Genomic DNA, 24420 nt, shown 5'->3' with positions numbered 1-24420 from the left:
TGCCTCAGCTCTCGATGTTGGCCATGACGTGCTTGACCCGGGTGTAGTCCTCGAACCCGTACATCGACAGGTCCTTGCCGTACCCGGACTTCTTGTAGCCCCCGTGCGGCATCTCGGCGACGAGCGGGATGTGGGTGTTGATCCACACGCAGCCGAAGTCGAGGGCCTTGCTCATCCGCATCGCGCGGCCGAAGTCCTTGGTCCACACCGAGGACGCGAGGCCGTAGTCGACCCCGTTGGCCCAGGCCACGGCCTCGGCCTCGTCGGTGAAGCGCTGGACGGTGATGACCGGGCCGAAGATCTCGTTCTGGATCGCCTCGTCGTCCTGGCGCAGCCCGGACAGCACGGTCGGCTCGAGGTAGTAGCCGTCGCCGAGCGCCGAGACCCGGTTGCCCCCGGCCGCGACCTGCGCGTGCGAGGGCAGCCGCTCGACGAACCCCGAGACGTGCGCGAGCTGGCGGGCGTTGTTGACCGGGCCGAGGAGCGCGTCGGCGTCGTCGGGCAGACCGACCGGCGCGGAGCTCTTCGCGTACTCGGCGAGCGCGGCGACGAAGTCGTCGTGGATGCGCGGCGCCGCGAGCACGCGGGTGGCCGCGGTGCAGTCCTGGCCCGCGTTGAAGTAGCCGGCGATCGCGATGCCCTCGACCGCGGCCTCGATGTCGGCGTCGTCGAAGACGACGACCGGTGCCTTGCCGCCGAGCTCGAGGTGGACGCGCTTGACCTGCGGCGCGGCGCTCGCCGCGACCTCGGCGCCGGCCCGGACCGAGCCGGTGATGGCGACGAGCGAGGGGGTCGGGTGCTCGACGACGAGGCGGCCGGTGTCGCGGTCGCCGGTCACGACGTTGAGCGTGCCGGACGGGAGGAACTCCGAGGCGATCTCGGCGAGCAGCAGCGTGGACTCGGGGGTGGTGTCGCTCGGCTTGAGGACGACGGTGTTGCCGGCGGCCAGGGCCGGGGCGATCTTCCAGACCGCCATGAGGAGCGGGTAGTTCCAGGGCGTCACCTGGCCGACGACCCCGATCGGCTCACGACGGATCCATGAGGTGTGCCCGGCCATGTACTCGCCGGCCGCCTTGCCCTCGAGGACCCGGGCGGCCCCGGCGAAGAACCGCAGCTGGTCGACCATCGGCGGGATCTCCTCGCTCGCGGTGAGCGCCTTGATCTTGCCGGTGTTCTCGGACTCGAGGGCGATGATCTCCTCGGCGCGCGACTCGAGCGCGTCGGCGATCTTCAGCAGCGCCTGCTGCCGCTCGCTCGGCGTCGTGTTCCCCCACTCCCCGAACGCCTTCGACGCGGCGGCGTACGCGCGGTCGACGTCTTCGGCGCCGCTGACGGGGGCCTTGGCGACGACCTGCCCGGTCGCCGGGTTGACCACGTCGGTCGTGGCTCCGGTGGAGGCGTCCGTGTAGGACCCGTCGACGAAGTTGCGCAGGTCGCGAGGGCTGCTCATGTCTGGTGCTCCCGGGGGTCGGTGGCGGGGTGGACGCGGTGCGTCGGGGTGACCGGGCACGCGGCTGCGGGCACAGTAGTACGCCACGCCGCGAAATCACTAGGGTCCGTCCACGATTCATGGGGAATGTTGCACGAATGTGGCACGGAAGTTGCGGAATCCGTTCCCCGGTACTTGCGTGACCCCCGCCCAGCAGCCACGATGGGGCGCGTGACCGCACGGCAGCCCCGCGACCGCTCGCACGACATCCGCCTCGACGACGTCGCCAAACGCATCATCGAGCTCCTCCAGGAGGACGGACGGCAGTCCTACGCCGCCATCGCGAAGGCGGTGGGCCTCTCGGAGGCCGCCGTCCGCCAGCGCGTCCAGCGCCTCCTCGACGCCGAGGTGATGCAGATCGTCGCCGTCACCGACCCCCTCCAGGTCGGCTTCCGGCGTCAGGCGATGATCGGCATCCGCGCCGGCGGGGACCTCGTCGACCTCGGCCAGGCCCTCTCGGACATGCCGGAGGTCGACTACGTCGTGACGACGGCCGGCTCCTTCGACGTGCTCGCCGAGGTGGTCTGCGAGGACGACGACCACCTCCTCGAGCTGCTCACCCAGCGCATCCGGCAGCTGCCGGGCGTCGCGAGCACCGAGACCTTCGTCTACCTCAAGCTCAACAAGCAGCACTACAACTGGGGCACCCGATGACCATCCACCCGAACGACGTGTGGGAGCCGAGCTCCGACCGGCACACCGCGACCGGCGCCCTGTACTCCGAGGCCGCCCGCGACCACCTCTGGATGCACTTCACGCGGCACTCGACCTTCGAGGACCCGGGCCACGGGGGCCTCGGCCAGTCCGTGCCGATCATCACCCGCGGCGAGGGCTGGCGGGTCTGGGACGACCGCGGCAACGAGTACATCGACGGCCTCGCCGGCCTCTTCGTCGTCAACGCCGGCCACGGTCGCACCGCGATCGCCGAGGCGATGGCCAAGCAGGCCGCGGAGCTGGCATTCTTCCCGCTGTGGTCCTACGCGCACCCGCGGGCCATCGAGCTCGCGGAGCGGCTGGCCCACCACGCGCCGGGCGAACTCAACCGCGTCTTCTTCACGACCGGCGGCGGCGAGGCGGTCGAGACCGCGTGGAAGCTCGCCAAGCAGTACTTCAAGCTGACCGGCAAGCCGACCAAGCACAAGGTCATCTCGCGGTCGGTGGCCTACCACGGCACCCCGCAGGGCGCGCTGTCGATCACCGGCATCCCGGACGCGAAGATGCCGTTCGAGCCCCTCGTGCCCGGTGGCCACAAGGTGCCCAACACGAACATCTACCGGGCGCCGGAGCACCTGCGCGAGGACGAGAAGGCGTTCGGCCGCTGGGCCGCCGACCGGATCGCGGAGGCCATCGAGTTCGAGGGACCCGACTCGGTCGCGGCCGTCTTCCTCGAGCCGGTGCAGAACTCCGGCGGGTGCTTCCCGCCCCCGGCCGGCTACTTCGAGCGGGTCCGCGAGATCTGCGACGAGTACGACGTCCTGCTCGTCTCCGACGAGACGATCTGCGCCTTCGGCCGGATCGGGTCGATGTTCGCCTGCCAGGACTTCGGCTACGTGCCGGACATCATCACGACCGCGAAGGGCATCACCTCCGGGTACGCCCCGCTCGGCCTGATGATCGCGAGCGAGCGCCTCTTCGAGCCGTTCCGGAAGGGCACGACGTACTTCCCGCACGGCTACACCTGGGGCGGTCACCCCGTCTCGTGCGCCGCGGCGATGGCCAACCTCGACATCTTCGACGCCGAGGGCCTCAACGACCGCGTCAAGGAGAACGCCCCCGTCTTCAAGCGCACCCTCGAGCAGCTGCTCGACCTGCCGCTCGTCGGTGACGTGCGCGGCGCCGGGTACTTCTACGGGATCGAGCTCGTCAAGGACAAGACGACCCGCGAGACCTTCGACGACGCCGAGAGCGAGCGGCTGCTGCGCGGCTTCCTCTCCAAGGCGCTCTTCGACGCGGGCCTGTACTGCCGGGCCGACGACCGCGGCGACCCCGTCGTCCAGCTCGCGCCCCCGCTGACGATGGGTCCGAGCGAGTTCGACGAGATCGAGCGCCGCCTGCGCTCGGTGCTCACCGAGGCCGAGAACCACCTCTGAGCGTGGACGGCTCGACGGGCACCGCGCCGCTCTGGTGGGACGGTCGGTCCCCCTCTCCTGCACCGACGTCCGACGCCGAGCTGCCGCTGCGCGCCGACGTCGTCGTCGTGGGCGGCGGGTTCACCGGGCTGTGGACCGCCTACTACCTGCTGCGGGCCGACCCCTCGCTCGAGGTGCTCGTGCTCGAGTCCGAGCACGTGGGTTTCGGGGCGAGCGGGCGCAACGGCGGTTGGGTCTCGGCCCTCTGGCCGGTCGGCGCCGACACGGTCGCCGCACGGCACGGCCGGGAGGCGACGCTCTCGCTGCTCGCCGCGCTGCGCGACACCGTCGACGAGGTCGGCCGGGTCGACGCGGACGAGCAGCTCGGCGGCGGCTTCGTCAAGGGCGGGACGGTCGCCCTCGCGCGCACCGCGGCGCAGGAGGCCCGGGCGCGGGCCGCTGCGGCCCACGGCGCGGCGTGGGGCGACGGGACGACGTGGCTCGGGCCGCAGGAGGCCCGCGAGCGCCTCGACTCCCCCGGCGTCCTCGGGGCCACCTTCAACCCGCACTGCGCCCGGGTGCAGCCGCGCGACCTCGTCGACGGTCTCGGCGCCGCGGTCCGGCGCCTCGGGGCGCGGGTCGTCGAGGGAGTGCGGGTGGCGCGCGCCGGGGACGGCGTGGTCGTCCTCGCCGACGGTCGTCGGCTCAGCGCGCGGGCGGTCGTGCTCGCGACGGAGGGATGGACCCCGCACCTGCCGGGCCACGAGCGCGCGCTCGTCCCGGTCTACTCGCTCATGGTCGCGACCGAGCCGCTGCCCGCCGCGACGTGGGAGCGCATCGGCCTCGCGCAGCGCGAGGTGTTCACCGACCACGGGCACCTCGTCATCTACGGGCAGCGCACGGTCGAGGACCGCATCGCGTTCGGCGGCCGCGGCGCGCCGTACCACCTCGGCTCCGGCATCCGGCCCGAGTTCGACCACGAGGAGGCCGTGTTCGCCTCGCTGCGGCGGACGCTGACCGACCTCCTGCCCGCAGTGCGCGGGATGCGCTTCACGCACGCGTGGGGCGGGCCGCTCGGCATCCCCCGCGACTGGAACCCCACGGTCCTCTGGGACCCGGTGACGCGCACCGGCCGCGCCGGTGGGTACGTCGGCGACGGGGTCGCGGCCACCAACCTCGCCGGGCGGACGCTCGCCGACCTCGTCCTCGGCCGCACCAGCGCCCTCACGGCGCTGCCCTGGGTCGGCCACCGCTCGCCGTCGTGGGAGCCGGAGCCGCTGCGCTGGCTCGGGGTCAACGCCGGCCTGCAGGCCGCCCGGCTCGCGGACGCCGAGGAGACGCGGACGGGCCGCGCGAGCCGCATCGCCCCGCTCCTGTCCCGCCTGACCGGCGGCCACTGATCCGCGTCTGCGGGCGGTAGGTTCGCCCGGTGCACGAGATCGAGACCCTCGACGCCCTCGACGCCGCCCTCGACGCGGGCAGCCCGCTGCGCCGGATGCGGCTGCAGGACCTCGACCTCACCGACCGTGCCGACCGGCTGCTCGCGCGCACCGACCTCGAGGGCCTCGTCGTCCTCGGCGGCCGGCTGCCCGACCGCCTCGGCGAGCACCTGCGCCGGCACGGCGCCCTCGTCTTCCCGACCGACCCGCACGCCCCGGTCGACCCCTACCGCGCGACCCTCTACTCCCCCGAGGAGCTCTACGCCGGCCTGGCCGCCTCGGGCTACGCCACGACCCCCGACGCGCTCGCGTACGCCTGGTCGCGCGACGCGACCCTCGGCCACGACGTCTTCGTCACCCTCCTGCGGGCCGTCCACGACGACTCGATGAGCGACGCGCTCACCGACCTGCTCGACGACCTCCCCGTCGTCGGTGTCATGGGCGGCCACGCCCTGCGCCGCGACGAGGAGGCCTACGCCCGCGCCGCCGCCCTCGGCCACGCCCTGGCCCGCTCCGGCCTCGTCGTCGCGACCGGCGGAGGGCCCGGCGCGATGGAGGCCGCCAACCTCGGCGCGTTCGCCGGGCACCCCGACGACCTCGCCGCGGCGGTCGAGCGGCTCCGGGCCGTGCCCTCCTTCCGGCCCGACGTCGACGCGTGGGCGCGCCTGGCCCTCGAGGTGCGCGAGCCGCTCGTCGCGGGCCGGAGCGCGCGCGCCGTGCACAGCGTCGGCATCCCCACGTGGTTCTACGGGCACGAGCCGCCGAACGTGTTCTGCGACGGGATCGCGAAGTACTTCAGCAACGCCATCCGCGAGGACGGGCTGCTCGCCCGCTCCCGCGCCGGCGTCGTCGTCCTCGAGGGGGCCGCCGGCACGGTGCAGGAGGTCTTCCAGGCCGCGACCCGCCTCTACTACGACAGCGAGCCCGCCGACGGCCGCCCGCTCCCCCGGCTCGTCCTCGTCGGGGCCCGGCACTGGAGCGAGACGGTGCCGGTCTGGCCCGCCCTCACGGCGCTGGCCGGCGGGCGCCCGATGGCGCAGCACGTGCACCTCGTCGACGACCTCGCCGACGCCGTCGCGGTCCTCGCTACGGGCGGGTGAGCAGGACGATCCCGAGGCACATCTCGTCGGTCGTGCCCTCGCCCCACACGACGTAGCGCTCCTTCTGCCCGGCGAAGGCCGGCAGCAGGTCGCGCAGCGCCTGGTCGTGGCGGCAGGTGACGGTGATGCGGTCCCCCGGCGCGACGCCGACCGGCTTCTCCAGCGGGATGCTCCCCTGGTCGTCGAAGTCCCAGCTCGCGATGTCGAGCACGCGTCGCGCGCGGTCGGTGCCCTTGTCGACGTCGACGGTGATGGACCGGCCGAGCAGGTGCATGTGCCCGGCGACGGCCCGGATCGTGCCCTTCTCCCGGACCGTGCGGGTGCAGCTCTGGACCGGGCCGGGCACGACCGGGCCGCAGAGCAGGTGCAGCAGGTCGGCGGTCGCCGGGCGCTCCTCGAAGCGGCGCGAGACGTCGGCCACCGAGACGACGCGCGCGCACAGCCCGGCCGTGCGGTTCTCGCGGCACGGCAGCTCGACCGGGGCCGGCAGGAGCATCGTGTCGAGGGCCTTCTTCCGGCTGCCCGCCGCCTCCGAGACGCGCAGCCGGACCGTGCTGCGGTCGGTGCCGGAGCCGGCCAGGAGGTTGTAGTGCATCTGGACGACGAGCCGGCCACCCGCCCGCAGCGGGATGCCGATGTCGTCGGCCATCACCCGCTCGCCACCTCCGGGCGCCCAGGCGCCGACCCAGTCGGCGTCGTCGAGATTGACCCCGATGCCCTGGATCCCGCTGCCGCCGAAGCAGGTCCAGCCGTCCCCCGGGTCGGCGGAGTCGAGCTGCTCGGCCTGCGCGATGCCCTCCGGCTCGACCCGCGACACGATGACGTGGTGCACCAGCGCCGCGTTGTCGGGGCGGATGTCGACACCGCTCACGAGCTGGTCCGTGCCCAGGTGGGGGTCCAGGAGGAAGCAGCGGTAGTCGTCGGTGGCGGTGGGGGTCGGCGCCGTCGGGGTGTAGGCGCCGGGCAGCCGGACCTCGACGAAGCGCTCCCCGGCGCGCAGCGGCACGTCCGGCGGTCGCGACACCGTGGCGGAGGGCGCCGTCGTCGCGGCGGCGTGGGCCGCCTCGTGCGAGCTCTTCGCCCGCAGGTTGTCGGGCAGCGGCGCGGACGAGCAGCCCGCCAGCCCCACGGCCAGCACGGCGGCCAGGGAGAGCAGGCGTCGTCGCATGACCGGAGCGTAGTGCCGGCGCCCCTCGTCGGTCAGGCGGTGGAGGCGGCCAGCTGCCCGCAGGCGCCGTCGATCTCGGAGCCGCGGGTGTCACGGACCGTCGTCGGGATGCCGTGCGCCCGCAGCCGCTCGACGAACTGCTGCTCGACCCCGCGCCGCGACGCCGTCCACTTCGAGCCGGGCGTCGGGTTGAGCGGGATCGGGTTGACGTGCACCCAGCCCCGGCCGCGGGCGGCGAGCTTCTCGCCGAGGAGGTCGGCCCGCCACGCCTGGTCGTTGATGTCGCGGATCAGCGCGTACTCGATGCTCACGCGCCGCCCGGTGACCTCGTAGTAGCGGTACGCGGCGTCGATGGCCTCGTCGACCTTGAAGCGCGTGTTGATCGGCACGAGCTCGTCGCGCAGCTCGTCGTCCGGAGCGTGCAGCGACAGGGCGAGCGTCACCGGGATGCCCTCGGCCGCGAGCCGGTCGATGCCCGGCACGAGGCCGACCGTCGACATCGTGATGCCCCGGGCCGAGATGCCCAGGCCCGAGGGCGCCGGCTCGGTGAGGCGCCGGATCGCGCCGATCGCCGCCTTGTAGTTGGCCAGCGCCTCGCCCATCCCCATGAAGACGATGTTGCTGACGCGCGCCGGGCCGCCGGCGGGCGCCTCGTCGGAGCCCTCGGCCTCGTCGCCGAGACCGGCCCCCTCGGTGCCCGCGCCCACCTCGGGCAGCCCGCCGTGGCGCAGCATCCGGGCCGCGGCGACGACCTGCTCGACGATCTCGGCCGTCGACATGTTGCGGGTCAGGCCCTCCTGCCCGGTCGCGCAGAACGGGCAGTTCATCCCGCAGCCGGCCTGGCTGGAGATGCAGACCGTCACCCGGTTCGGGTAGCGCATGAGGACCGACTCGACGAGCGCGCCGTCGAAGAGCTTCCAGACCTGCTTGACGGTGGCGCCCTGGTCGGCCGTGATGTGGCGGACCGGCTGGAGCAGCGGCGGCAGGAGGTCGCGGACGAGGTCGTCGCGGACGGCCTTGGGCAGGTCGGTCATCTCGTCCGGGGAGTCGACGAGCCGCTCGAAGTAGTGCGTCGAGAGCTGGTTGGCGCGGAAGGCCGGGTGGCCGAGGGCCGTGGCGGCCTCGCGGCGCTCCTCGACCGTGAGGTCGGCGAGGTGACGCGGCGGCTTGCCCCGGCGGGGCGCGACGAGGGTCAGCTGGCCGGGGGCGGGGCGCGGGGCGGGGGTCTCGGACATGGTCCCCCGATTCTCGCAGGCCGAGCGCGGCCCGGGCGAACCGCGGCCGGAGGCGCTGCGCGCCGCTCCCCACCTCAAGATTCTTCGGTTCGCCCACACCGGGACCTGTCATCCCTTTACTCTCTCTTTAACTTCGCTCCGCAGGGGGAGCGAGGATGCAGGGAAAGGCAGGGCCATGGGCCTGTTCGACCGCTGGCGCTCGCTCGCAGGGGGCGCCGCCACCGTCCCGGGAACGACCTCCCCCGTCCGGCACCCGCTCGCGCCGGTGCCGGACCTCGACTCCGACCCCGCGCTCGACGCCGAGGTGCGGGCGCACCTCGAGCGCCTCACCGCCGCCGCCGAGACCGACATCGACTCGATGTCGCCCGAGCGGTTCGACGCCGCGCTCACCTCCCGCCTCGTCGCGCGGGACCGGCTGCACGCGACCGGCCTGGGCTTCCAGTACGTCATGCCCTTCACCGAGCACGTCGACGAGGTGCTGACCCTCGACCTCCCGTTGAGCGTCGTCACCCTCCCCGAGTCCCGCGTGGTGGCGACGCGTCGCCACCTGTGGTCGCTCATGGAGATCGCTCGCGCCAACCTCCTCGAGGGGCTGCAGACCGCCGACGCCGAGCGCATCCGCCTCGGCCGTCCGCGCCACTCGGTCTCCGCGATCGTCGGCGACTCGCCGTACACCTCCTCCTTCGCCCGCTTCCTCCCCGAGGTGATCGAGCGCTGGCTGCCCGGCGCCGACCTCTCCGGCGGGGCCGTCTTCGCGATGCCGCACCGCAACGCCCTCGTGCTGCAGCCGTGCTCGACGCCGGCGGAGGCCCGTGCCGCCCTCGAGCTCGTCCCCGCGCACGCCGCCGAGATGTACGCCGACGGCGCGGGTCCGGTGACGCCGCACGTCTACCACTGGTACCACCGCGAGATCACGTGCCTCACCGAGGAGCTGCCCGACGGCACGCTCGCGGTGGGGTCGACGCCGGTGCTCGACGCGATGCTCACGCGCGGCCGCCGCCGCGCGGGCTGACCCGCCGCGGTCGGGCTCCCGGGTCAGGACACCGGGACGAGGAAGAACAGCAGGGCCCAGGCGATGGGCGCGACCGCGACGAGGGAGTCGAGGCGGTCCATCAGGCCGCCGTGGCCCGGGAGCATCGTCCCCATGTCCTTGATGCCGAGGTCGCGCTTGATGCTCGACTCGATGAGGTCGCCGGTCGTCGCCGCCCCGGCGGCCACCGCCCCGAGGAGCGCGCCGCCCCACCACGGCCCGTCGAGGAGCAGCGGCAGGGACACGGCGCCGACGAGCGCGCACGTGGCGACCGACCCCGCGAAGCCCTCCCAGGACTTCTTCGGGCTGAGCGAGGGCGCCATTGGGTGCTTGCCGAGGACCACCCCGACGGCGTAGCCGCCGATGTCGGAGAACACCGTGACGAGCACGAAGACGATGATGCGCTGGCGGCCGTCGGGCTCGGCCAGCATGAGCGAGGCGAAGCCCCCGAGGAAGACGGGGTAGAAGGTGACGAGCGCCGAGGCCGACAGGTCCCGGGCCGCGCCGTCGAGGCCGTCGGCGACGCGCCACACGACGAGCCCGACGAGCGTCAGGCCGAAGGTGACGACGAGCGCCTCGGCGCCGCGCAGGTACGCCGACGAGATCATCCCGACGGCCCCGAGCAGCAGCGGCGGCAGCGGGACGTGGAAGCCGCGGGTCGCGACAGCCCGCCGCACCTCCCAGGCGCCCCGGCAGATGGCGACGACCACGACGACGAGGAAGGCCCGCGGGTCGAGCACGAGGCTCGCGATGACGACGGCGCCGAGCAGCAGCCCGACCCCGATCGCGGCCCGCAGGTCGCGCCCGGCCCTGGGCTTCGTCGGGGCGTCCGCGGTGTCGGTGGGCGCGGCGGCGTCGGTGGCGTCGGTCATGGGGTGGTCAGACGTCGAGGAGCTCGGCTTCCTTGCCCTTGAGCAGCTCGTCGATCTGCTCGACGTGCCGCTTGGTGACCGCCTCGAGCTCCTTCTCGGCGCGGGCGCCCTCGTCCTCGCCGACCTCGCCGTCCTTGACGAGCTTCTCGAGGGAGGTCTTCGCGCTGCGCCGGATGTTGCGGACCGACACGCGGGCCTCCTCGGCCTCGCTGTGCGCCATCTTCACGTACTCGCGACGGCGCTCCTCGGTCAGCTGCGGCATCGTGCAGCGGATGATGTTGCCGTCGTTGCTCGGGTTGACGCCGAGGTCGGCCTGCTGGATCGCCTTCTCGATGGCGTGCATCGAGGACTTGTCGAAGGGGCTGATGATGATCGTGCGCGCCTCGGGCGTCTGGAACGACGCGAGCTGCTGCAGCGGGGTCGGGGCGCCGTAGTAGTCGACGGTGATCTTCTGGAACATGCCGGGGTGCGCCCTGCCGGTCCGGATGCCGGCGAAGCTCTCCTTGGCGACCTCGACGGCCTTCTCCATCTTCTCCTCGGCCTCGAACAAGGTCTCGTCGATCACGGCAGGCATCTCCTTCGGTTCGCGTCGCGGGTGCGGCGCTGCGGGTCCAGTGTGTCAAAGGCCCGGCAGCACCGGGCCGGGGTCGGTCAGCCGGCGTGGACGAGGGTGCCGATGGCCTCGCCGCGCAGGGCGCGCGTCACGTTGCCGTCGCCCTCCATGCCGAACACGACCATCGGGAGGCGGTTGTCCATGCAGAGGCTGAAGGCGGCGGCGTCGACGACCTTGAGGCCGGTGCGCAGCGCCTCGCCGAAGGTCACCTCGTCGAGCTTGCGGGCGTCCGGGTTCTCGCGGGGGTCGCTGTCGTAGACGCCGTCGACGCCGTTCTTGCTCATGAGGACCGCGTCGCACTGGCACTCGAGCGCACGCTGGGCGCTCACCGTGTCGGTGGAGAAGTACGGCATGCCGGCGCCGGCGCCGAAGATGACGACCCGGCCCTTCTCGAGGTGGCGGATCGCGCGGCGCGGGATGTAGGGCTCGGCGACCTGACCCATCGTGATGGCGCTCTGCACGCGGGTGTCGACGCCCTCCTTCTCGAGGAAGTCCTGGAGCGCGAGGCAGTTCATGACGGTGCCGAGCATGCCGATGTAGTCGGCGCGGGCGCGGTCCATGCCCTTCTGCTGCAGCTCGGCGCCGCGGAAGAAGTTGCCGCCGCCGACGACGATGGCGACCTCGATGCCCTCGCGGACCGCCGCCGCGATCTGGCGGGCCACCCCCCGGACGACGTCGGGGTCGACGCCGACCTGCCCGCCACCGAACACCTCGCCGGAGAGCTTGAGCAGCACCCGGCGCGCGCGACCCGGCATCCCGGGTGCGGCCGGGGCCTCGGTGGTGGCAGGCGTGGTCACGGGGCCTCCTCGGCGGGTGGTGCACAGCGGTCGCCCGATCCTTTCACAGCACGCGCGGCCGGACCGAACCGTGAGGGAGGAGCGGCTGTCCGGGAGTGCGGGCGGACGTGGCTCCCGGACCGGGTGCAGGGCTGCCACGATGGGGCGGTGGACGACGCGCGCGAGGTGCTGACCTGGGAGTTGTTCGACGAGGCCGTCTGGTCGCTGGCCGAGGAGGTCGCCGCCGAGGGCGTCCCGGACATGATCCTGTCGATCGCCCGGGGCGGGCTGCTCATCGGCGGGGCCCTCGGGTACGCGCTCGGGGTGAAGAACACGTACACGATGAACGTCGAGTTCTACACCGGGGTCGACGAGCGCCTGGAGGTGCCGCGCATCCTCCCACCGGCGCCCGACTTCGTCGACCTCCACGACGCGACGGTCCTCGTCGCCGACGACGTCGCGGACACCGGCCTGACCCTGCGCTCGGTGGAGGAGTTCTGCGCCGGGAAGGTCGGCCGGGTGCGGACCGCCACCATCTACGCCAAGCCCCGCTCGGTCGTCCGGCCCGACCACGTCTGGCGCGACACCGACCGCTGGATCACCTTCCCGTGGAGCGACCGCCCACCGGTCACCGGCCGCGGCGTCGTGGAGGCCTGAGCCGTGTGGCCGGTCACCGCGTCGCGGACCGTCTACGCCAACGCCTGGATCGAGGTCGTCGAGGACGACGTCGTCCGCCCCGACGGTGAGCCGGGGATCTACGGCGTCGTGCGCCTGCGCCAGCCCGCGGTCTTCGTCGTCGCCCTGACCGAGGCGGACGAGGTCGTCCTCGTCACCGTCGACCGTCACACGACCGGCCCGTCGGTCGAGGTCCCGGCGGGCGGCTCCGACGGGCCCGACACGCTGGCCGGGGCGCGCCGCGAGCTCGCCGAGGAGACCGGGCTGCAGGCCGAGCACTGGCGCGAGGTCGGGCGGATGGACGCGCTCAACGGCATCTGCGTCGCGCCGGAGGTCGTCTACCTCGCGACCGGCCTCTCCCCCGCCGAGGGCGCCGAGCCGGAGGCCGAAGGCATCAGCGCGGTGCGCACGGTGCCGTGGCGCGCGGTGATGACGATGGTCGCCGACGGGCGCATCCGCGACGGCGAGACGGTGGCGGCGCTGATGTTCGCCGCGATCGCCCTGGGGCGCGTCGGCTGACGAGCAGATCCTGACGGCGTCAGAGGACGCCGGCGTTGCGGAGCATGAACTCCGTGTCGGTGTCGCGCCCGCCGCGCGGGTCGCGGGCCGGCTGCGTCTCCTGGGTCGTCACCATCTCCTCCGGCCGCACCCGGGGCAGGTCGACGTGCACCCGGCGCTCGAGGTCGTGCCGGTCGGTGTGCTGCTGCGCTGCGTCCATGGCGGGCCTCCCGCCCTCATCGTCGCACGCGTGGCCGACGACGTCACGCCTCCCGCACCGCTGTCGGTGGCCCGCCCTACGGTCCCGGCATGACCGTCGACCCCGCCGCCGTCGTCCGCCGCTACTGGGCCTGCGCCGAGGCCCGCGACTGGGAGGGCTTCGCCGCCACGCTCTCCCCCGACGTCGTCTACCGCGTCCCGCAGACCGGTGAGGTCGTCCGCGGCCGCGAGGCCTACGTGCGCTTCAACCGGAAGTTCCCCGGCGACTGGCACCTCGTGCTCGACCGCGTGCTCACCGACGAGCGCGGCGCCATGACCCGCACGACCTTCTCCGTCGACGGCGCGACGATGACCGGGCTGTGCCTGTTCGTCCTGGACGCCGAGAGCCTGGTCACCGAGGTCGAGGACTGGTGGCCGGAGCCGTACGAACGCCCGGCCGAGCGGGCGCACCTCACCGAGCTCGAGGACTGACACGACGCCGCCCCCGGGAGGACCCGGGGGCGGCGTGCGTGGTGCGCTCGGTGAGCGACCGGGTCAGGACCCGATGCGGAAGCGCGCGAAGCCGGTGGCCGACGCGCCGGCCTCGTCGAGGACCTTGGCGACGGTCTTCTTGGCGTCCTTGGCGAACGGCTGCTCGAGGAGCACCTGCTCCTTGAAGAAGCCGTTGACCCGACCCTCGACGATCTTCGGGAGGGCGGCCTCGGGCTTGCCCTCCTCCTTCGCGGTCGCCTCGGCGACGCGACGCTCGTTCTCGACCGTCTCGGCGTCGATCTCGTCGCGGGTGAGGACGGTCGGCGCGAACGCGGCGACGTGCATCGCGACGTCGCGGGCGGTCGTGGTGTCGCCGCCCTGCGTGGCGACGAGGACACCGATCTGCGCGGGCAGGTCGGGGCTCGTCTTGTGCAGGTAGGAGACGACGTGCTCGCCCTCGAGGCGCGCGACCCGCTTGACCTCGATCTTCTCGCCGATGGTGGCGTTGGCGTCGTCGAGGAGCTGCTTGACCGTCGTGCCGTCCTCCAGGGTGGAGTCCAGCAGCTGGTCCGCGTCCGCGGCCTTGGTGGCCACGGCCTGCGCGAGCACCTGGTCCGCGAGGGCGATGAAGCGCTCGCCCTTGGCGACGAAGTCGGTCTCGCAGAGGACCTCGACGAGGGTGCCCTGGCCGCCCTCGGCCTGCGCGGTGACCAGACCGTTGGAGGTCGTGCGGCCCTCGCGCTTGGTGACGCCCTTCTGGCCCTTGACGCGGAGGATCTCCTCGGCCTTGGCCATGTCGCCGTCGGCCTCGTCGAGAGCCTTCTTGACGTCCATCATGCCGGCCGCGGTCTTCTCGCGGAGCGCCTTGATGTCAGCGGCGGTGTAGTTCGCCATGGTTTCCTGTCTCGCTCGTTGGGGTGAGGGGAATGAGCCTGTGGCTCAGGCCTGCTCGGCCGGGGCGGCCTCGGCGGCCGGGGTCTCCTCGGCGGTGGCCTCGGCAGCCTCGGGGGCGGTCGCGGCGGTGGTCTCGCCGGCCTCCGGGGCCACGGCCTCGGCGGCCTGGTCGGCGTCGCCGGAGAGCAGCTCGCGCTCCCACTCGGCCAGCGGCTCCTCGCCCTGGGCCTGCTCGCCCGTGGCGGCCTGGCCACCGGAACGCGCGATGAGGCCGTCGGCGACGGCGTCGGCGATGACGCGGGTCAGGAGGGTGACCGAGCGGATGGCGTCGTCGTTGCCCGGGATCTTGTAGTCGACCTCGTCGGGGTCGCAGTTGGTGTCGAGGATCGCGATGACCGGCAGGCCGAGCTTGCGCGCCTCGTCGACCGCGAGGTGCTCCTTCTTGGTGTCGACGATCCAGACGGCCGAGGGGACCTTGGACATCGAGCGGATGCCGCCGAGGGTCTTCTCGAGCTTGTCCTTCTCGCGCTTCATCATGAGGAGCTCCTTCTTCGTGCGGCCCGAGCCGGCCACGTCGTCGAAGTTGATCTCCTCGAGCTCCTTGAGGCGCGTGAGGCGCTTGGAGATCGTCTGGAAGTTGGTGAGCATGCCACCGAGCCAGCGGTGGTTGACGTACGGCATGCCGACGCGGGTCGCCTGCTCGGCGACCGGCTCCTGCGCCTGGCGCTTGGTGCCGACGAAGAGGATGGTGCCGCCGTGGGCGACGGTCTCGCGGACGAACTCGTACGCGTTGTTGATGTACGTCACCGACTGCTGCAGGTCGATGATGTAGATGCCGTTGCGCTCGGTCATGATGAAGCGCTTCATCTTCGGGTTCCAGCGACGGGTCTGGTGCCCGAAGTGGACGCCGCTCTCGAGGAGCTGGCGCATGGTGACGACGGCCATCGTCGTTCTCCTTGGTGTGTGTGGTTGTCAGTTGCGTCGGTGGGCTCCGAGCCCCGAGGGGTGGACCCACCTGCCTGGCGTCCCGACGCACCCCGGGCGGACCCGACCTCGTGAGGTCGCGGGCCGCCACTGCCGTGGTGCGTCCCCGGCCGGCGGACCGGCGCGGGAGGAGGACGCGCGAGATGTGGCTCCCGCACGCGGACGCACGGAGGCCATCGGACATGCTACGGCGCGCAGGGGTCCGGCACGAAATCGGTGGGCGGCCCCGCGGGAGCCGAGGTAGCGTCGCGACCTCGTGGGCCGCCTCCTCGACGTCGTCGCCCCGCCCCGGATGGGCGGGGCGTTCCGATGGAACCTCGCGTCGTCGTGGGTCGCCCAGGTCGGCGACGGCATCGCCCTCGCGGCCGGGCCGCTGCTCGTCGCCTCGCAGACCCGCTCCCCCGTGCTCATCGCGATGGCCGCCGTCGTCCAGAAGCTGCCCGGCCTCGTGCTCGGCCTGTACGCCGGGGCGGTCGCCGACCGGGTCGACCGCCGGCGCGTCGTCCTCACCGCCAACGCCGGGCGCATCGCCGTCCTCCTGGCGCTCGTCGTCGCGCTGCTCACCGACACGCTCTCGGTCGGGCTGCTCCTCGGCCTGCTCCTGCTCGTCGGGACGGCCGAGGTGTTCGCCGACACCGGGTGGCGGGCCATCCTGCCGATGATCGTGCGGCCCGCGGACCTCGGCCTGGCCAACGCCCGTCAGATGTCGGGCTTCCTCGTCGGCGACCAGCTGATCGGGCCGGCCGTCGGGGCGGCGCTCTTCGCGCTGGGGTCGGCGGTGCCGTTCGGGGTGCACGTCCTGGCGCTCCTGCTGTCGGTCGGGCTCTTCACCCGGGTCCGCCTGCCCGTCGTCGAGCGCACCGCCCCCGACCAGCACGTGGGCCGCGACATCCTCGACGGCCTCCGCTGGATCGCGCACAACGCCCCGGTGCGGACGCTGACGCTCGTCATCCTCGTCTTCAACGTCACGTGGGGTGCGCCGTGGGGCGTCCTCGTCTTCTGGGCGCAGGAGCGGCTCGGGGTCGGCGCCGTCGGGTTCGGCCTGCTCACGACGGCCTCGGCGACCGGAGGCATCGTCGCCGTCCTCTCCTACGGGTGGCTCGAGCGGCACGTGCCGCTGGCCCGGCTCATGAAGGCCTGCCTCGCGCTCGAGGTGCTCACCCACCTCGCCCTCGCGATGACGACCGTCTGGGCCGTGGCCCTCGCGGTCATGGTCGTCTTCGGCGGCTACGCCTTCGTCTGGGGGTCCCTGTCGTCGGCCGTGCGCCAGCGCGCGACGCCGCAGGACTACCAGGGACGGGTCGGCAGCGTCTACTGGGTCGGCCTCGTCGGCGGGCTGCTCGTCGGGCAGCTGCTCGGCGGCGTCATCGCCGAGCGGTTCGGAGCGGCGGCGCCGTTCTGGTTCGCCTTCGCCGGGGCCGGCCTGACCCTCGTGCTCGTCTGGCGCCAGCTGGACCACATCGCGCACGCCGACGCCGGGACCACCCCGCCCGACGGCGCCCCCGCGTAGCCTGCGGGCCATGCCCTCGATCCCCGGCCACCCCGCGCTGACCGAGTTCGGGACGACGATCTTCGCGACGATGACGCAGCTGGCCCTCGAGAAGGACGCCGTCAACCTCGGGCAGGGCTTCCCCGACACCGACGGGCCGCCCGAGGTCCTCGAGGCGGCCGTCGAGGCCATCCGGTCCGGGCGCAACCAGTACCCGCCGGGGCCGGGCGTGCCGGAGCTGCGTACGGCGGTCGCCGCGCACCAGCAGCGCTTCCACGGCCTGGAGGTCGACCCCGCGCGCGAGGTGCTCGTGACCGTCGGGGCGACCGAGGCCATCGCCGCGGCCGTGCTGGCGCTCGTGCGGCCCGGCGACGAGGTCGTGACCTTCGAGCCCTACTACGACTCCTACGCGGCGACCATCGCCCTGGCCGGTGGGGTGCGGCGCACCTCGCTGCTGCGCTTCCCCGACTTCGCCGTCGACGAGGAGTCGCTGCGGGCCGCGTTCTCGGACCGGACCCGGATGGTCCTGCTCAACACGCCGCACAACCCGACGGGCAAGGTGTTCACCCGCGCGGAGCTCGAGCTCGTCGCGCGGCTGGCCGTCGAGCACGACGCCTGGGTGGTGGCCGACGAGGTGTACGAGCACCTGCTCTTCGACGGCCGGCGGCACCTGCCCATCGCGGCGCTGCCGGGGATGCGCGAGCGGACTCTGACGATCTCGTCGGGCGGCAAGACCTTCGCGACGACCGGGTGGAAGGTCGGCTGGCTCACCGGGCCGGCCGAGGCCGTGGCCGCGGCGCGCGGGGTCAAGCAGTACCTGACCTTCGTCGGCTCCGGCCCGTTCCAGCCGGCCGTCGCCGTCGGGCTCGGGCTGCCGGACGCGGTCTTCACCGACCTCGCGACGTCGATGGAGGCCAAGCGCGACCGGCTCGTCGCGGGGCTGCGTGCGGCCGGCTTCGAGGTGCCCGTCCCCGAGGGCGGGTACTTCGTCCTCGCCGACGCCGCGCCGCTCGGGGTGCGCGACGCCGAGGCGTTCTGCCTCGAGCTGCCCGACCTCGTCGGGGTCGTCGGGGTCCCGGCCTCCGCGTTCCACGACGACATCGACGCCGCGCGCACCCTGGTGCGGTTCGCCTTCTGCAAGCGCGACGAGGTGCTCGACGAGGCCTGCCGTCGCCTCGCCGGCCTGCGTCGGACCTGACCGCTCGCCCCTCCTCCGTCCACAGGGCGCCGGTGGCCGCCGTGTCGTCCACAGATGCTCCGGGCCCCCTGGCCCCGGCCCGGCGCGCGGTCGAGGCTCGACCCATGACGACGACCGGCACCGTGGGAGCGCTCCTCGTGGCGGCGGGCCTCGCCCTCGCGGTCGGCGCGTCGGTCAGGGGTGGGGCTCCGGGGTCCGTCGCGTCCGGCCCGTCGGCTGCGGCGGCGACGGCGACGGGCCCGCCGGCCGCGAGCGCGGTCCCCGGCGCGCCGGGCGCCGACTCCCCGGTCGGTCATGCTCGGTGGCGCTGGCCGGCCACGCCCGTGCCCGGGGTCGTGCGCCGCTTCGCGCCGCCGGCGTCGGCCTACGGTCCGGGCCACCGCGGGCTCGACCTCGGGGTCGCGGGCGCGACCCCGGTGCTGGCGGTCGAGGCGGGGAGGGTGACGCACGCCGGCGTCGTCGCCGGCCGGGGCACGGTGACCCTGCGGCACCACGACGGGCTGGAGAGCACGTACGAGCCGGTCGTCCCCGAGGTGCACGTCGGCGACGAGGTCGCGGCCGGCGGGCGGCTGGGGCTGCTCGGACCGGTGTCCGCCCACTGCGGTCGGCGTGCGTGCCTCCACCTCGGAGCCCGACGTGAGGGCGCCTACCTCGACCCGCTCCCGCTCCTCGTCGGAGGCGGCCACGTCCGGCTGCTGCCCCTCGGGGCGACGGGGGTCAGCGTGCGGTGACAGGCGGCGCCGCGGCGCCGGCGGCCGGTACGACCGCCGCCGCCAGGGGCCCATGGCCGGCCGGTGCCGCTGCGGACGGGGCGTCGGGGCGCGCCAGCCACCAGGCGGCGGCGAGGAGGACGACGAGGGCGATCGCCAGGAAGAGCGCCAGCCGGCGACGGGGCGCCGGCGCCTCGCCCCTTCCGTGGGCCGCCCGCCGGGCACGTGTCCTCGACCGGCCTGCATCTGCCTCGGGTGGTCCGCCGTCGGCCGGTGCTGCGGCCGGTGCGTCGGCCCCACGCAGCCCCGCGCGCCCGGGACGCCGCACGGAGAACCCGCGGCGGGACCGGCCGTGGAGGTCGCTGCGGCGCACGACCGCAGCGGTCGCGGTGGCGTCGGTGTCGCTGTCGGTACCGCCGACCGGCCCGGGCGCGCCCGGGTGGCCGTCCGGCGAGGACGCCGAGGAGACAGCCCGCTCGGCGAGGTCGTGGGCCGGGGAGGGCTCGGGTGCGGGCTCGTCGTCGAGGTCCTCGGGCAGCGAGTCGTCCCACCACGAGCGTCGCGGGGCGGGCCGCTCTTCGTCCGGCTCGCCCGCCGTCGCCGGCACGGGCGCGGACGCGGGCGGCGCGACCGGCCCGACGGGCACGTCGTCCTCGACCGGGGGCGGGGTGTCGTCCCACCACCGGCTGGGCGCGTCGGCGGCGGGGACGGCCGGGGCCGGAGCGGCGTCGGCCACGACGGTCACGGCGGGCTCGGGCTCGGGCTCGGGCTCGGGCTCGGGCTCGGGCTCGGGTTCGGGCTCGGGCTCGGGCTCGGGCTCGGGCTCGGGGGCAGCGAACCACGCCGGGACCGCCGCCGTCGGGGCCTGCGTGGCGGCGGGGAGCACCGAGGCGGGGAGCGCCGAGGAGTCCTCGAGGTCGAGGCCGAGGCGGTCGTCGACGGCTCGCAGGTGGGCGCCACGCGCCGCGACCTGAGCGGCGGTGCCCGCGGCAAGCACGTGGGCGTCCGGGTGGGGCCCGGTCGACGGCTCGGGGGTCGATGGCTCGGCCGACGACGGCTCGTCCTCGTCGGCCCCGAGCGCCGTGAGGTCTGCGGGGCTGTCGGTGCGCCGGAAGCGGCGGGCGAGCCGGCTGCGCTTCGGGGCCGCCTCGGCCTCGGCCAGCGCCTCCTCGAGGCTGATCTCCGTGAGGTCCTTCGGCTCCAGGTAGAGGCGCCGGACCTCGGAGATCCACTCCGGGTACGCGGTGTCCCCCACGACGCCGGGCACCTCAGGCACGGGGGTGGGCCTGCGCGAAGGACCGCTTGAGGCGGTCGACGGACACGTGCGTGTAGATCTGGGTCGTCGCGAGCGAGGCGTGGCCGAGCAGCTCCTGGACCATCCGCAGGTCCGCCCCGCCCTCGAGCAGGTGGGTCGCGGCGCTGTGACGGAGCCCGTGCGGCCCCAGGTCGGGCGCGTCGGGGACGTGGGCCAGCAGGCGGTGCACCGCGTCGCGGACCTGCCGCGGGTCGACGCGTCGGCCGCGACGACCCAGCAGGAGCGCGGGCCCGCTGCCGCCGACCACCAGGCGTGGGCGGCCCCGCTCGAGCCACTCGGTGACGGCGTCGCGCGCCGGGGTGCCGAACGGCACCCGCCGCTCCTTGTCGCCCTTGCCGACGACACGCGCGACGCAGGCGTCGAGGTCGACGTCGTCGACGTCGAGCCCGGTCAGCTCGCTCACCCGGATCCCGGTGGCGTACAGCAGCTCCAGGGCCGCGCGGTCGCGCAGGTGGACGGGGTCGTCGTCGTCGGCCGCGGTCGCCGCGACCTCGAGCAGGGCGCCGGCCGACCGCTGTGTGAGCACCGGGGGCAGCGTGCGGTGACGGCGGGGGGCCGCGAGCCGGAGCGAGGGATCCTGCTCGACGCGTCCCGTGCGCTCGCACCAGCGGAAGAAGGTGCGCAGGGAGGCGGAGGTGCGGGCGAGCGTGGAGCGGGCGGCTCCGGAGCGGGCGACGGAGCCGAGCCACCCACGCAGGTCCGCGAGGGTGACCGACCGGAGACCGGCGTCGTCCTCGACCCCGGCCGCGCCGAGGAAGGCCGAGACGTCGCGCGTGTACGCGCGGACGGTGTTCTCGGAGCGGCCGCGCTCGGCACGCAGATGACGCTCGAACGCGGACAGCACCTCTGGCTCGGGGGCGGTCACGCCCACACGGTGTCATCGGGCCTCCCGCCACGCAACGGGAACCGCCGCAACATCAACCGTTCGTCCACGCAGGCGCCCGGGCACGTCGTCATCCGGTCCGCGGGACCGCCGCGCCGGCCGCGGTCTTGCGCCAGCGGCCGTCCGCCTGCTCCAGCAACCCCAGGACCTCGAGCACCGCGAGCGCGGCCGGGAGCCGCACCGGGTCGGTGCCCGAGAGCGCGGCGAGGCGCTCGGGTAGGAACCACCGTCGCAGCGGCGCCGCCGCCCAGACGGCGTACTCGGTCGGGTCGAGCGAGTCGGTGGGCCGAGGTTCGGCCCGGCGGGGCGCCCCGAGGTCCTCGCCGATGCGCCCGGCGAGCTCGACCACGTCCGCGACGTCGGTGACCAGCACGGCCCCGGTCTCGCGGACGAGCTCGTGGCAGCCGGCGGACGTCGGGCTGGTCACGGGGCCGGGGACCGCCCCGACGGGCCGCAGGAGGTCACGGGCCTCGCGCGCCGTCGAGAGGGAGCCCGACCGCAGCCCGGCCTCCACGACGACCGTGGCCCGCGCGAGCCCGGCGATGACCCGGTTGCGGGCGAGGAAGCGGCCCCGCAGCGGCTCGGCCCCGGGCGGCACCTCGCCGACCACGGCGGCCGTCGCGGCGACCGCGCCGATGAGGCGCTCGTGCGCCCGCGGGTAGGCGCGGTCGAGCCCGCACGCGAGCACGGCGACGGTGTCCCCCTCGGCGGCGAGCGCCCCGCGGTGGGCCGCCGCGTCGATGCCGAAGGCCGCGCCGCTGACCACGGTCCACCCGCGGCCGGCGAGGCCCTCGCCGAGCTCGGCGGCCACCCGGAGCCCGTACGCGGTCGCCGTGCGGGAGCCGACGACCGCCACGGACCGCTCGGTGAGGGCGCCGACGTCCACGCTCCCCCGCACGTACAGGCAGTACGGCGGGGACGAGAGCCGGTCCAGGGCGGTCGGCCACTCCGGGTCGCCCGGGACGAGGACCCGGAGGCCGGCCGCCGCGACCGCGGCCGCCAGCCCGGGCAGGTCCAGCGCCGGCACGCGGACGTAGACCTCCCCGCCGCCCTCGGCCCGTCGCTCGCGGATCGCGGCGAGCGCCGCCACCCCGCCCTGCTCCGCGACCGCGCGCACGGTGGGTCCGTGCTTGGGCTCGACGAGGTAGGACAGCGCCACCCGAGCCCAGCGCTCGTCGCGCTCGAGCGGCGACACGCCCCCGGTCATGCCGCCGTCCCCTCGGCGCGGCGCAGCTGGAGCCCGAGGGCGACCTCCTCGCGCCCGGGGGTGGTGCGTCCCGCGAGGTCGGCGGCGGACCACGCCACCCGGAGCACCCGGTCGTACCCGCGCAGGCTCAGCCCGCCGGTGTCGAGCGCGCGGTCGATGACGGCGGTGACCGACGGGGCGAGGCGGTAGGGCGGGCGGCGCAGGACGTGGCCGGGCGCGAGACCGTTGACGCTCCAGCCGGCTCCGCGCCAGCGCTCGGCCTGGGCACCGCGCGCGGCGAGGACCCGGGCCGCGACGACCGCGCTGGGCTCCCCCGTCTCGTCGCCGAACGCCGCGGGGCGCACCGGCGGCACGTGGACGCGCAGGTCGACCCGGTCCAGCAACGGGCCGGACAGCTTGGTCGTGTACGCGCGCAGGTCGTGGGCGCTGCACCGGCACTCGGTGCCCTTGCCGAAGGCCATCCCGCACGGGCAGGGGTTGGCGGCGAGGACCAGCAGAAAGCGCGCCGGGTAGCGCACGAGGGCCTTGGCCCGGGCGATGACGACCTCCCCGCTCTCGAGCGGCTGCCGCAGCGTCTGGAGCACCGAGGACTTGAACTCAGGCGCCTCGTCGAGGAAGAGGACGCCGTGGTGCGCGCGCGACACCGCGCCGGGCAGGACGATCCCGGAGCCCCCACCGGCGAGGGCGGCGGTGGAGGTGCTGTGGTGCGGCGCGACGAAGGGCGGGGTCCGTTCCAGGCGCGCCACCTCGCCGACCGGGGCGACGAGGCTGCGCACCGCGTGCACCTCGAGCGCCTCCTCGCGCCCCAGCCGGGGCAGGACGGTGACGAGGCGCTCGGCGAGCATCGTCTTGCCGACCCCCGGCGGTCCCGTCATCAGCAGGTGGTGCCCGCCGGTGGCCGCGAGCTCGAGCGCGACGCGCGCCTCCGGCTGGCCGACGACGTCGGCGAGGTCGGGCCGCCGGTCGGGCTCGTTGTCGGTGTCGCTCGCCCGCTCGGCGACCGGCAGCCCGCCGGGGGCCGGCTCGCGGTACCAGCGGACGACCTCCTCGAGGGTGCGGGCGCCGTGGACGACGAGCCGGTCGACGAGCTGGGCCTCGGCGACGTTCTCGACGGGGACGACGACGTGGCGCGCCCCGCGGCGGGCGGCCTCGAGCAGGGCCGGCAGCACACCGCGCACCCCGCGCAGCCGACCGTCGAGCGAGAGCTCGCCGAGGTGCACGACCGGCTCCACCGCCCCGCGCGGGAGCACCCCCGACGCGGCGAGCACGGCCACGGCGATGCCGAGGTCGAAGCCCGAGCCCCGCTTGGGCACCGACGCCGGGGACAGGTTGACCGTGACACGGTGCGGCGGGACCGGGAAGCCGGCCGTCGCGGCCGCCGCCCGCACCCGGTCGGGCGCCTGGGCACAGGCGGTGTCGGGGAGGCCGCCAACCGTGAAGCCCGGCAGGCCAGCCGCGACGTGGGCCTCGACGTCGACGAGGGTGCCGTCGAGCCCGCTCAGGGCGACCGCCCGGGTGCGCCCGAGCCCGAAGGTCACGACCCCACCCCGACGACGTGCCGCACCCGGGGCGCCTCCCCCGGGCGGCACAGCACGCCGACGACGTCGATCCGGACCCGCTCGGCGCCGGGGTGGGCCCGGGCGTACACGGCCGCGAGCCGCCGCAGGCGCAGCGCCTTGGCCACGGTCACCGCCTCGACCGGGTCGCCGAACTCGGTGCCGCGCCGGGTCTTGACCTCGCAGATGACGAGGCAGCGCCCGTCGAGCGCGACGAGGTCGACCTCGCCGTGCTCGCAGCGCCAGTTGCGCTCGAGCACGCGCATCCCCCGCTCCTCGAGGAAGCGCGCAGCGAGGTCCTCCCCGTAGCGGCCGAGCCCGCGGCGGGGGTCGGGCGGAGGGGTGGGCGGAGGGGTGGGCGGTGGGGAGTCGGGCGTCGTCATGCGGCCAGCCAAGCCCGGCCGGTCGGCCTCACGACAGCCCCCCGTGGACATCTGTGGACGACGACCGCGCGGCGGCGCGCCTGTGGACGACCGCGCCGACCCGGCCGTCCGGACGGGGACGGGTGTCGCCGGCGCGTGCCAGCATCG

General features: G+C 74.7%; 25 protein-coding genes. 11 read left to right on the top strand and 14 right to left on the bottom strand.

Translation table 11 applies throughout. The features are described 5' to 3' along the window. Window positions 1-4 precede the first annotated feature (4 nt). Entirely contained in the window at window positions 5-1450 is a 1446-nt protein-coding gene (locus tag IG69_RS0109890) for a gamma-aminobutyraldehyde dehydrogenase (protein ID WP_030528000.1), read from the bottom strand. A gap of 210 nt (window positions 1451-1660) precedes the next feature. Here IG69_RS0109890 and IG69_RS0109885 point away from each other — a divergent pair, with 210 nt between their 5' ends. From IG69_RS0109885 to IG69_RS0109870, 4 genes are read left to right on the top strand one after another with little or no spacing between them, the layout of a single operon-like run. Continuing rightward, complete coding sequence (locus IG69_RS0109885; RefSeq protein WP_242525809.1) at window positions 1661-2143, top strand: Lrp/AsnC family transcriptional regulator; 483 nt, start codon at window positions 1661-1663, stop codon at window positions 2141-2143. Beyond that, a complete protein-coding gene (locus IG69_RS0109880) occupies window positions 2140-3579 on the top strand; it encodes an aspartate aminotransferase family protein (RefSeq protein ID WP_051750407.1) in 1440 nt (479 codons plus the stop codon). Before IG69_RS0109885 ends, IG69_RS0109880 begins: the two co-directional genes overlap by 4 nt. 2 nt (window positions 3580-3581) lie before the next feature. Continuing rightward, window positions 3582-4958, top strand: a complete 1377-nt coding sequence (locus tag IG69_RS0109875) for an NAD(P)/FAD-dependent oxidoreductase (RefSeq protein WP_030527997.1) — start codon at window positions 3582-3584, stop codon at window positions 4956-4958. Window positions 4959-4987: 29 nt separating this feature from the next. Continuing rightward, window positions 4988-6097, top strand: a complete 1110-nt coding sequence (locus tag IG69_RS0109870; protein ID WP_030527996.1) for an LOG family protein — start codon at window positions 4988-4990, stop codon at window positions 6095-6097. On the opposite strand, the gene IG69_RS0109865 is transcribed toward IG69_RS0109870, so the two are convergent. Next, window positions 6084-7265 carry a monooxygenase gene (locus tag IG69_RS0109865; protein WP_030527995.1) on the bottom strand — a complete coding sequence of 394 codons (1182 nt, stop codon included), beginning with the start codon at window positions 7263-7265 and terminating at the stop codon, window positions 6084-6086. The two genes, IG69_RS0109870 and IG69_RS0109865, sit on opposite strands and share 14 nt — an antisense overlap. Before the next feature lie 32 nt (window positions 7266-7297). Further along, window positions 7298-8500 carry a 23S rRNA (adenine(2503)-C(2))-methyltransferase RlmN gene (rlmN, locus tag IG69_RS0109860; protein WP_030527994.1) on the bottom strand — a complete coding sequence of 401 codons (1203 nt, stop codon included), beginning with the start codon at window positions 8498-8500 and terminating at the stop codon, window positions 7298-7300. A 175-nt stretch (window positions 8501-8675) separates the two neighbouring features. On the opposite strand from rlmN, the gene IG69_RS0109855 reads away from it, so the two are divergent. Further along, window positions 8676-9512, top strand: coding sequence for a hypothetical protein (locus IG69_RS0109855; RefSeq protein ID WP_030527993.1), 837 nt, complete (start codon window positions 8676-8678; stop codon window positions 9510-9512). 23 nt (window positions 9513-9535) lie between these two features. Here the strand turns inward: IG69_RS0109855 and IG69_RS0109850 are convergent, their stop codons facing one another. The 3 genes from IG69_RS0109850 to pyrH form a co-directional block, all read right to left on the bottom strand. Then, on the bottom strand, window positions 9536-10402 hold the full coding sequence (locus IG69_RS0109850; protein WP_030527992.1) for a phosphatidate cytidylyltransferase: 867 nt from the start codon (window positions 10400-10402) through the stop codon (window positions 9536-9538). Between the two features lie 7 nt (window positions 10403-10409). Next, window positions 10410-10967, bottom strand: coding sequence for a ribosome recycling factor (gene frr, locus IG69_RS0109845; RefSeq protein ID WP_030527991.1), 558 nt, complete (start codon window positions 10965-10967; stop codon window positions 10410-10412). Window positions 10968-11053: 86 nt separating this feature from the next. Then, the gene (gene pyrH / locus IG69_RS0109840) at window positions 11054-11770 is read right to left on the bottom strand and encodes a UMP kinase (RefSeq protein WP_030527990.1); all 717 of its coding nucleotides are present in this window, start codon (window positions 11768-11770) and stop codon (window positions 11054-11056) included. A 189-nt stretch (window positions 11771-11959) separates the two neighbouring features. Here pyrH and IG69_RS0109835 point away from each other — a divergent pair, with 189 nt between their 5' ends. Both IG69_RS0109835 and IG69_RS0109830 read left to right on the top strand, forming a co-directional pair. Next, the gene (locus tag IG69_RS0109835) at window positions 11960-12448 is read left to right on the top strand and encodes a phosphoribosyltransferase (protein WP_030527989.1); all 489 of its coding nucleotides are present in this window, start codon (window positions 11960-11962) and stop codon (window positions 12446-12448) included. A gap of 3 nt (window positions 12449-12451) precedes the next feature. Continuing rightward, window positions 12452-12985 carry an NUDIX domain-containing protein gene (locus IG69_RS0109830; RefSeq protein WP_030527988.1) on the top strand — a complete coding sequence of 178 codons (534 nt, stop codon included), beginning with the start codon at window positions 12452-12454 and terminating at the stop codon, window positions 12983-12985. 19 nt (window positions 12986-13004) lie between these two features. On the opposite strand, the gene IG69_RS0109825 is transcribed toward IG69_RS0109830, so the two are convergent. Then, window positions 13005-13184 carry a hypothetical protein gene (locus IG69_RS0109825; protein ID WP_030527987.1) on the bottom strand — a complete coding sequence of 60 codons (180 nt, stop codon included), beginning with the start codon at window positions 13182-13184 and terminating at the stop codon, window positions 13005-13007. Between the two features lie 89 nt (window positions 13185-13273). Between IG69_RS0109825 and IG69_RS0109820 the strand changes: the two genes are divergently transcribed. Continuing rightward, on the top strand, window positions 13274-13654 hold the full coding sequence (locus IG69_RS0109820; RefSeq protein WP_030527986.1) for a nuclear transport factor 2 family protein: 381 nt from the start codon (window positions 13274-13276) through the stop codon (window positions 13652-13654). A 63-nt stretch (window positions 13655-13717) separates the two neighbouring features. Here IG69_RS0109820 and tsf read toward each other — a convergent pair whose 3' ends face one another. Beyond that, window positions 13718-14548: a translation elongation factor Ts gene (gene tsf, locus IG69_RS0109815; protein WP_030527985.1), complete on the bottom strand. Its 831-nt coding sequence runs from the start codon at window positions 14546-14548 to the stop codon at window positions 13718-13720. A gap of 45 nt (window positions 14549-14593) precedes the next feature. Beyond that, the gene (gene rpsB / locus IG69_RS0109810; protein ID WP_030527984.1) at window positions 14594-15493 is read right to left on the bottom strand and encodes a 30S ribosomal protein S2; all 900 of its coding nucleotides are present in this window, start codon (window positions 15491-15493) and stop codon (window positions 14594-14596) included. A 295-nt stretch (window positions 15494-15788) separates the two neighbouring features. Between rpsB and IG69_RS0109805 the strand changes: the two genes are divergently transcribed. From IG69_RS0109805 to IG69_RS0109795, 3 genes are all read left to right on the top strand, one after another. Then, entirely contained in the window at window positions 15789-17042 is a 1254-nt protein-coding gene (locus IG69_RS0109805) for an MFS transporter (RefSeq protein ID WP_030527983.1), read from the top strand. Between the two features lie 10 nt (window positions 17043-17052). After that, window positions 17053-18219: a pyridoxal phosphate-dependent aminotransferase gene (locus IG69_RS0109800; protein ID WP_030527982.1), complete on the top strand. Its 1167-nt coding sequence runs from the start codon at window positions 17053-17055 to the stop codon at window positions 18217-18219. 104 nt (window positions 18220-18323) lie between these two features. Then, window positions 18324-18950 carry a murein hydrolase activator EnvC family protein gene (locus IG69_RS0109795; RefSeq protein ID WP_084696710.1) on the top strand — a complete coding sequence of 209 codons (627 nt, stop codon included), beginning with the start codon at window positions 18324-18326 and terminating at the stop codon, window positions 18948-18950. Here IG69_RS0109795 and IG69_RS20150 read toward each other — a convergent pair. The 5 genes from IG69_RS20150 to IG69_RS0109770 all read right to left on the bottom strand — a co-directional run bounded on the left by IG69_RS20150 (window position 18937) and on the right by IG69_RS0109770 (window position 24273). Further along, complete coding sequence (locus IG69_RS20150) at window positions 18937-20205, bottom strand: hypothetical protein (RefSeq protein ID WP_036829654.1); 1269 nt, start codon at window positions 20203-20205, stop codon at window positions 18937-18939. The genes IG69_RS0109795 and IG69_RS20150 overlap by 14 nt on opposite strands. After that, complete coding sequence (locus tag IG69_RS0109785; protein WP_030527980.1) at window positions 20198-21109, bottom strand: tyrosine recombinase XerC; 912 nt, start codon at window positions 21107-21109, stop codon at window positions 20198-20200. The genes IG69_RS20150 and IG69_RS0109785 overlap by 8 nt, the downstream gene beginning before the upstream one ends. Window positions 21110-21197: 88 nt before the next feature. Further along, on the bottom strand, window positions 21198-22334 hold the full coding sequence (gene dprA / locus IG69_RS0109780; protein WP_036829653.1) for a DNA-processing protein DprA: 1137 nt from the start codon (window positions 22332-22334) through the stop codon (window positions 21198-21200). After that, window positions 22331-23872 (bottom strand): YifB family Mg chelatase-like AAA ATPase, encoded by a 1542-nt coding sequence (locus IG69_RS0109775; protein ID WP_030527978.1) that lies wholly within the window; start codon window positions 23870-23872, stop codon window positions 22331-22333. The genes dprA and IG69_RS0109775 overlap by 4 nt, the downstream gene beginning before the upstream one ends. Beyond that, window positions 23869-24273 (bottom strand): YraN family protein, encoded by a 405-nt coding sequence (locus IG69_RS0109770; RefSeq protein WP_051750406.1) that lies wholly within the window; start codon window positions 24271-24273, stop codon window positions 23869-23871. The genes IG69_RS0109775 and IG69_RS0109770 overlap by 4 nt, the downstream gene beginning before the upstream one ends. Window positions 24274-24420: the final 147 nt, after the last annotated feature.

This window comes from Phycicoccus jejuensis (assembly GCF_000720925.1).
Lineage (GTDB): Bacteria > Actinomycetota > Actinomycetes > Actinomycetales > Dermatophilaceae > Phycicoccus > Phycicoccus jejuensis.
The sequence above is the reverse complement of the archived record's forward strand: the minus strand, read 5'-3'. Positions and strand labels throughout refer to the sequence as shown.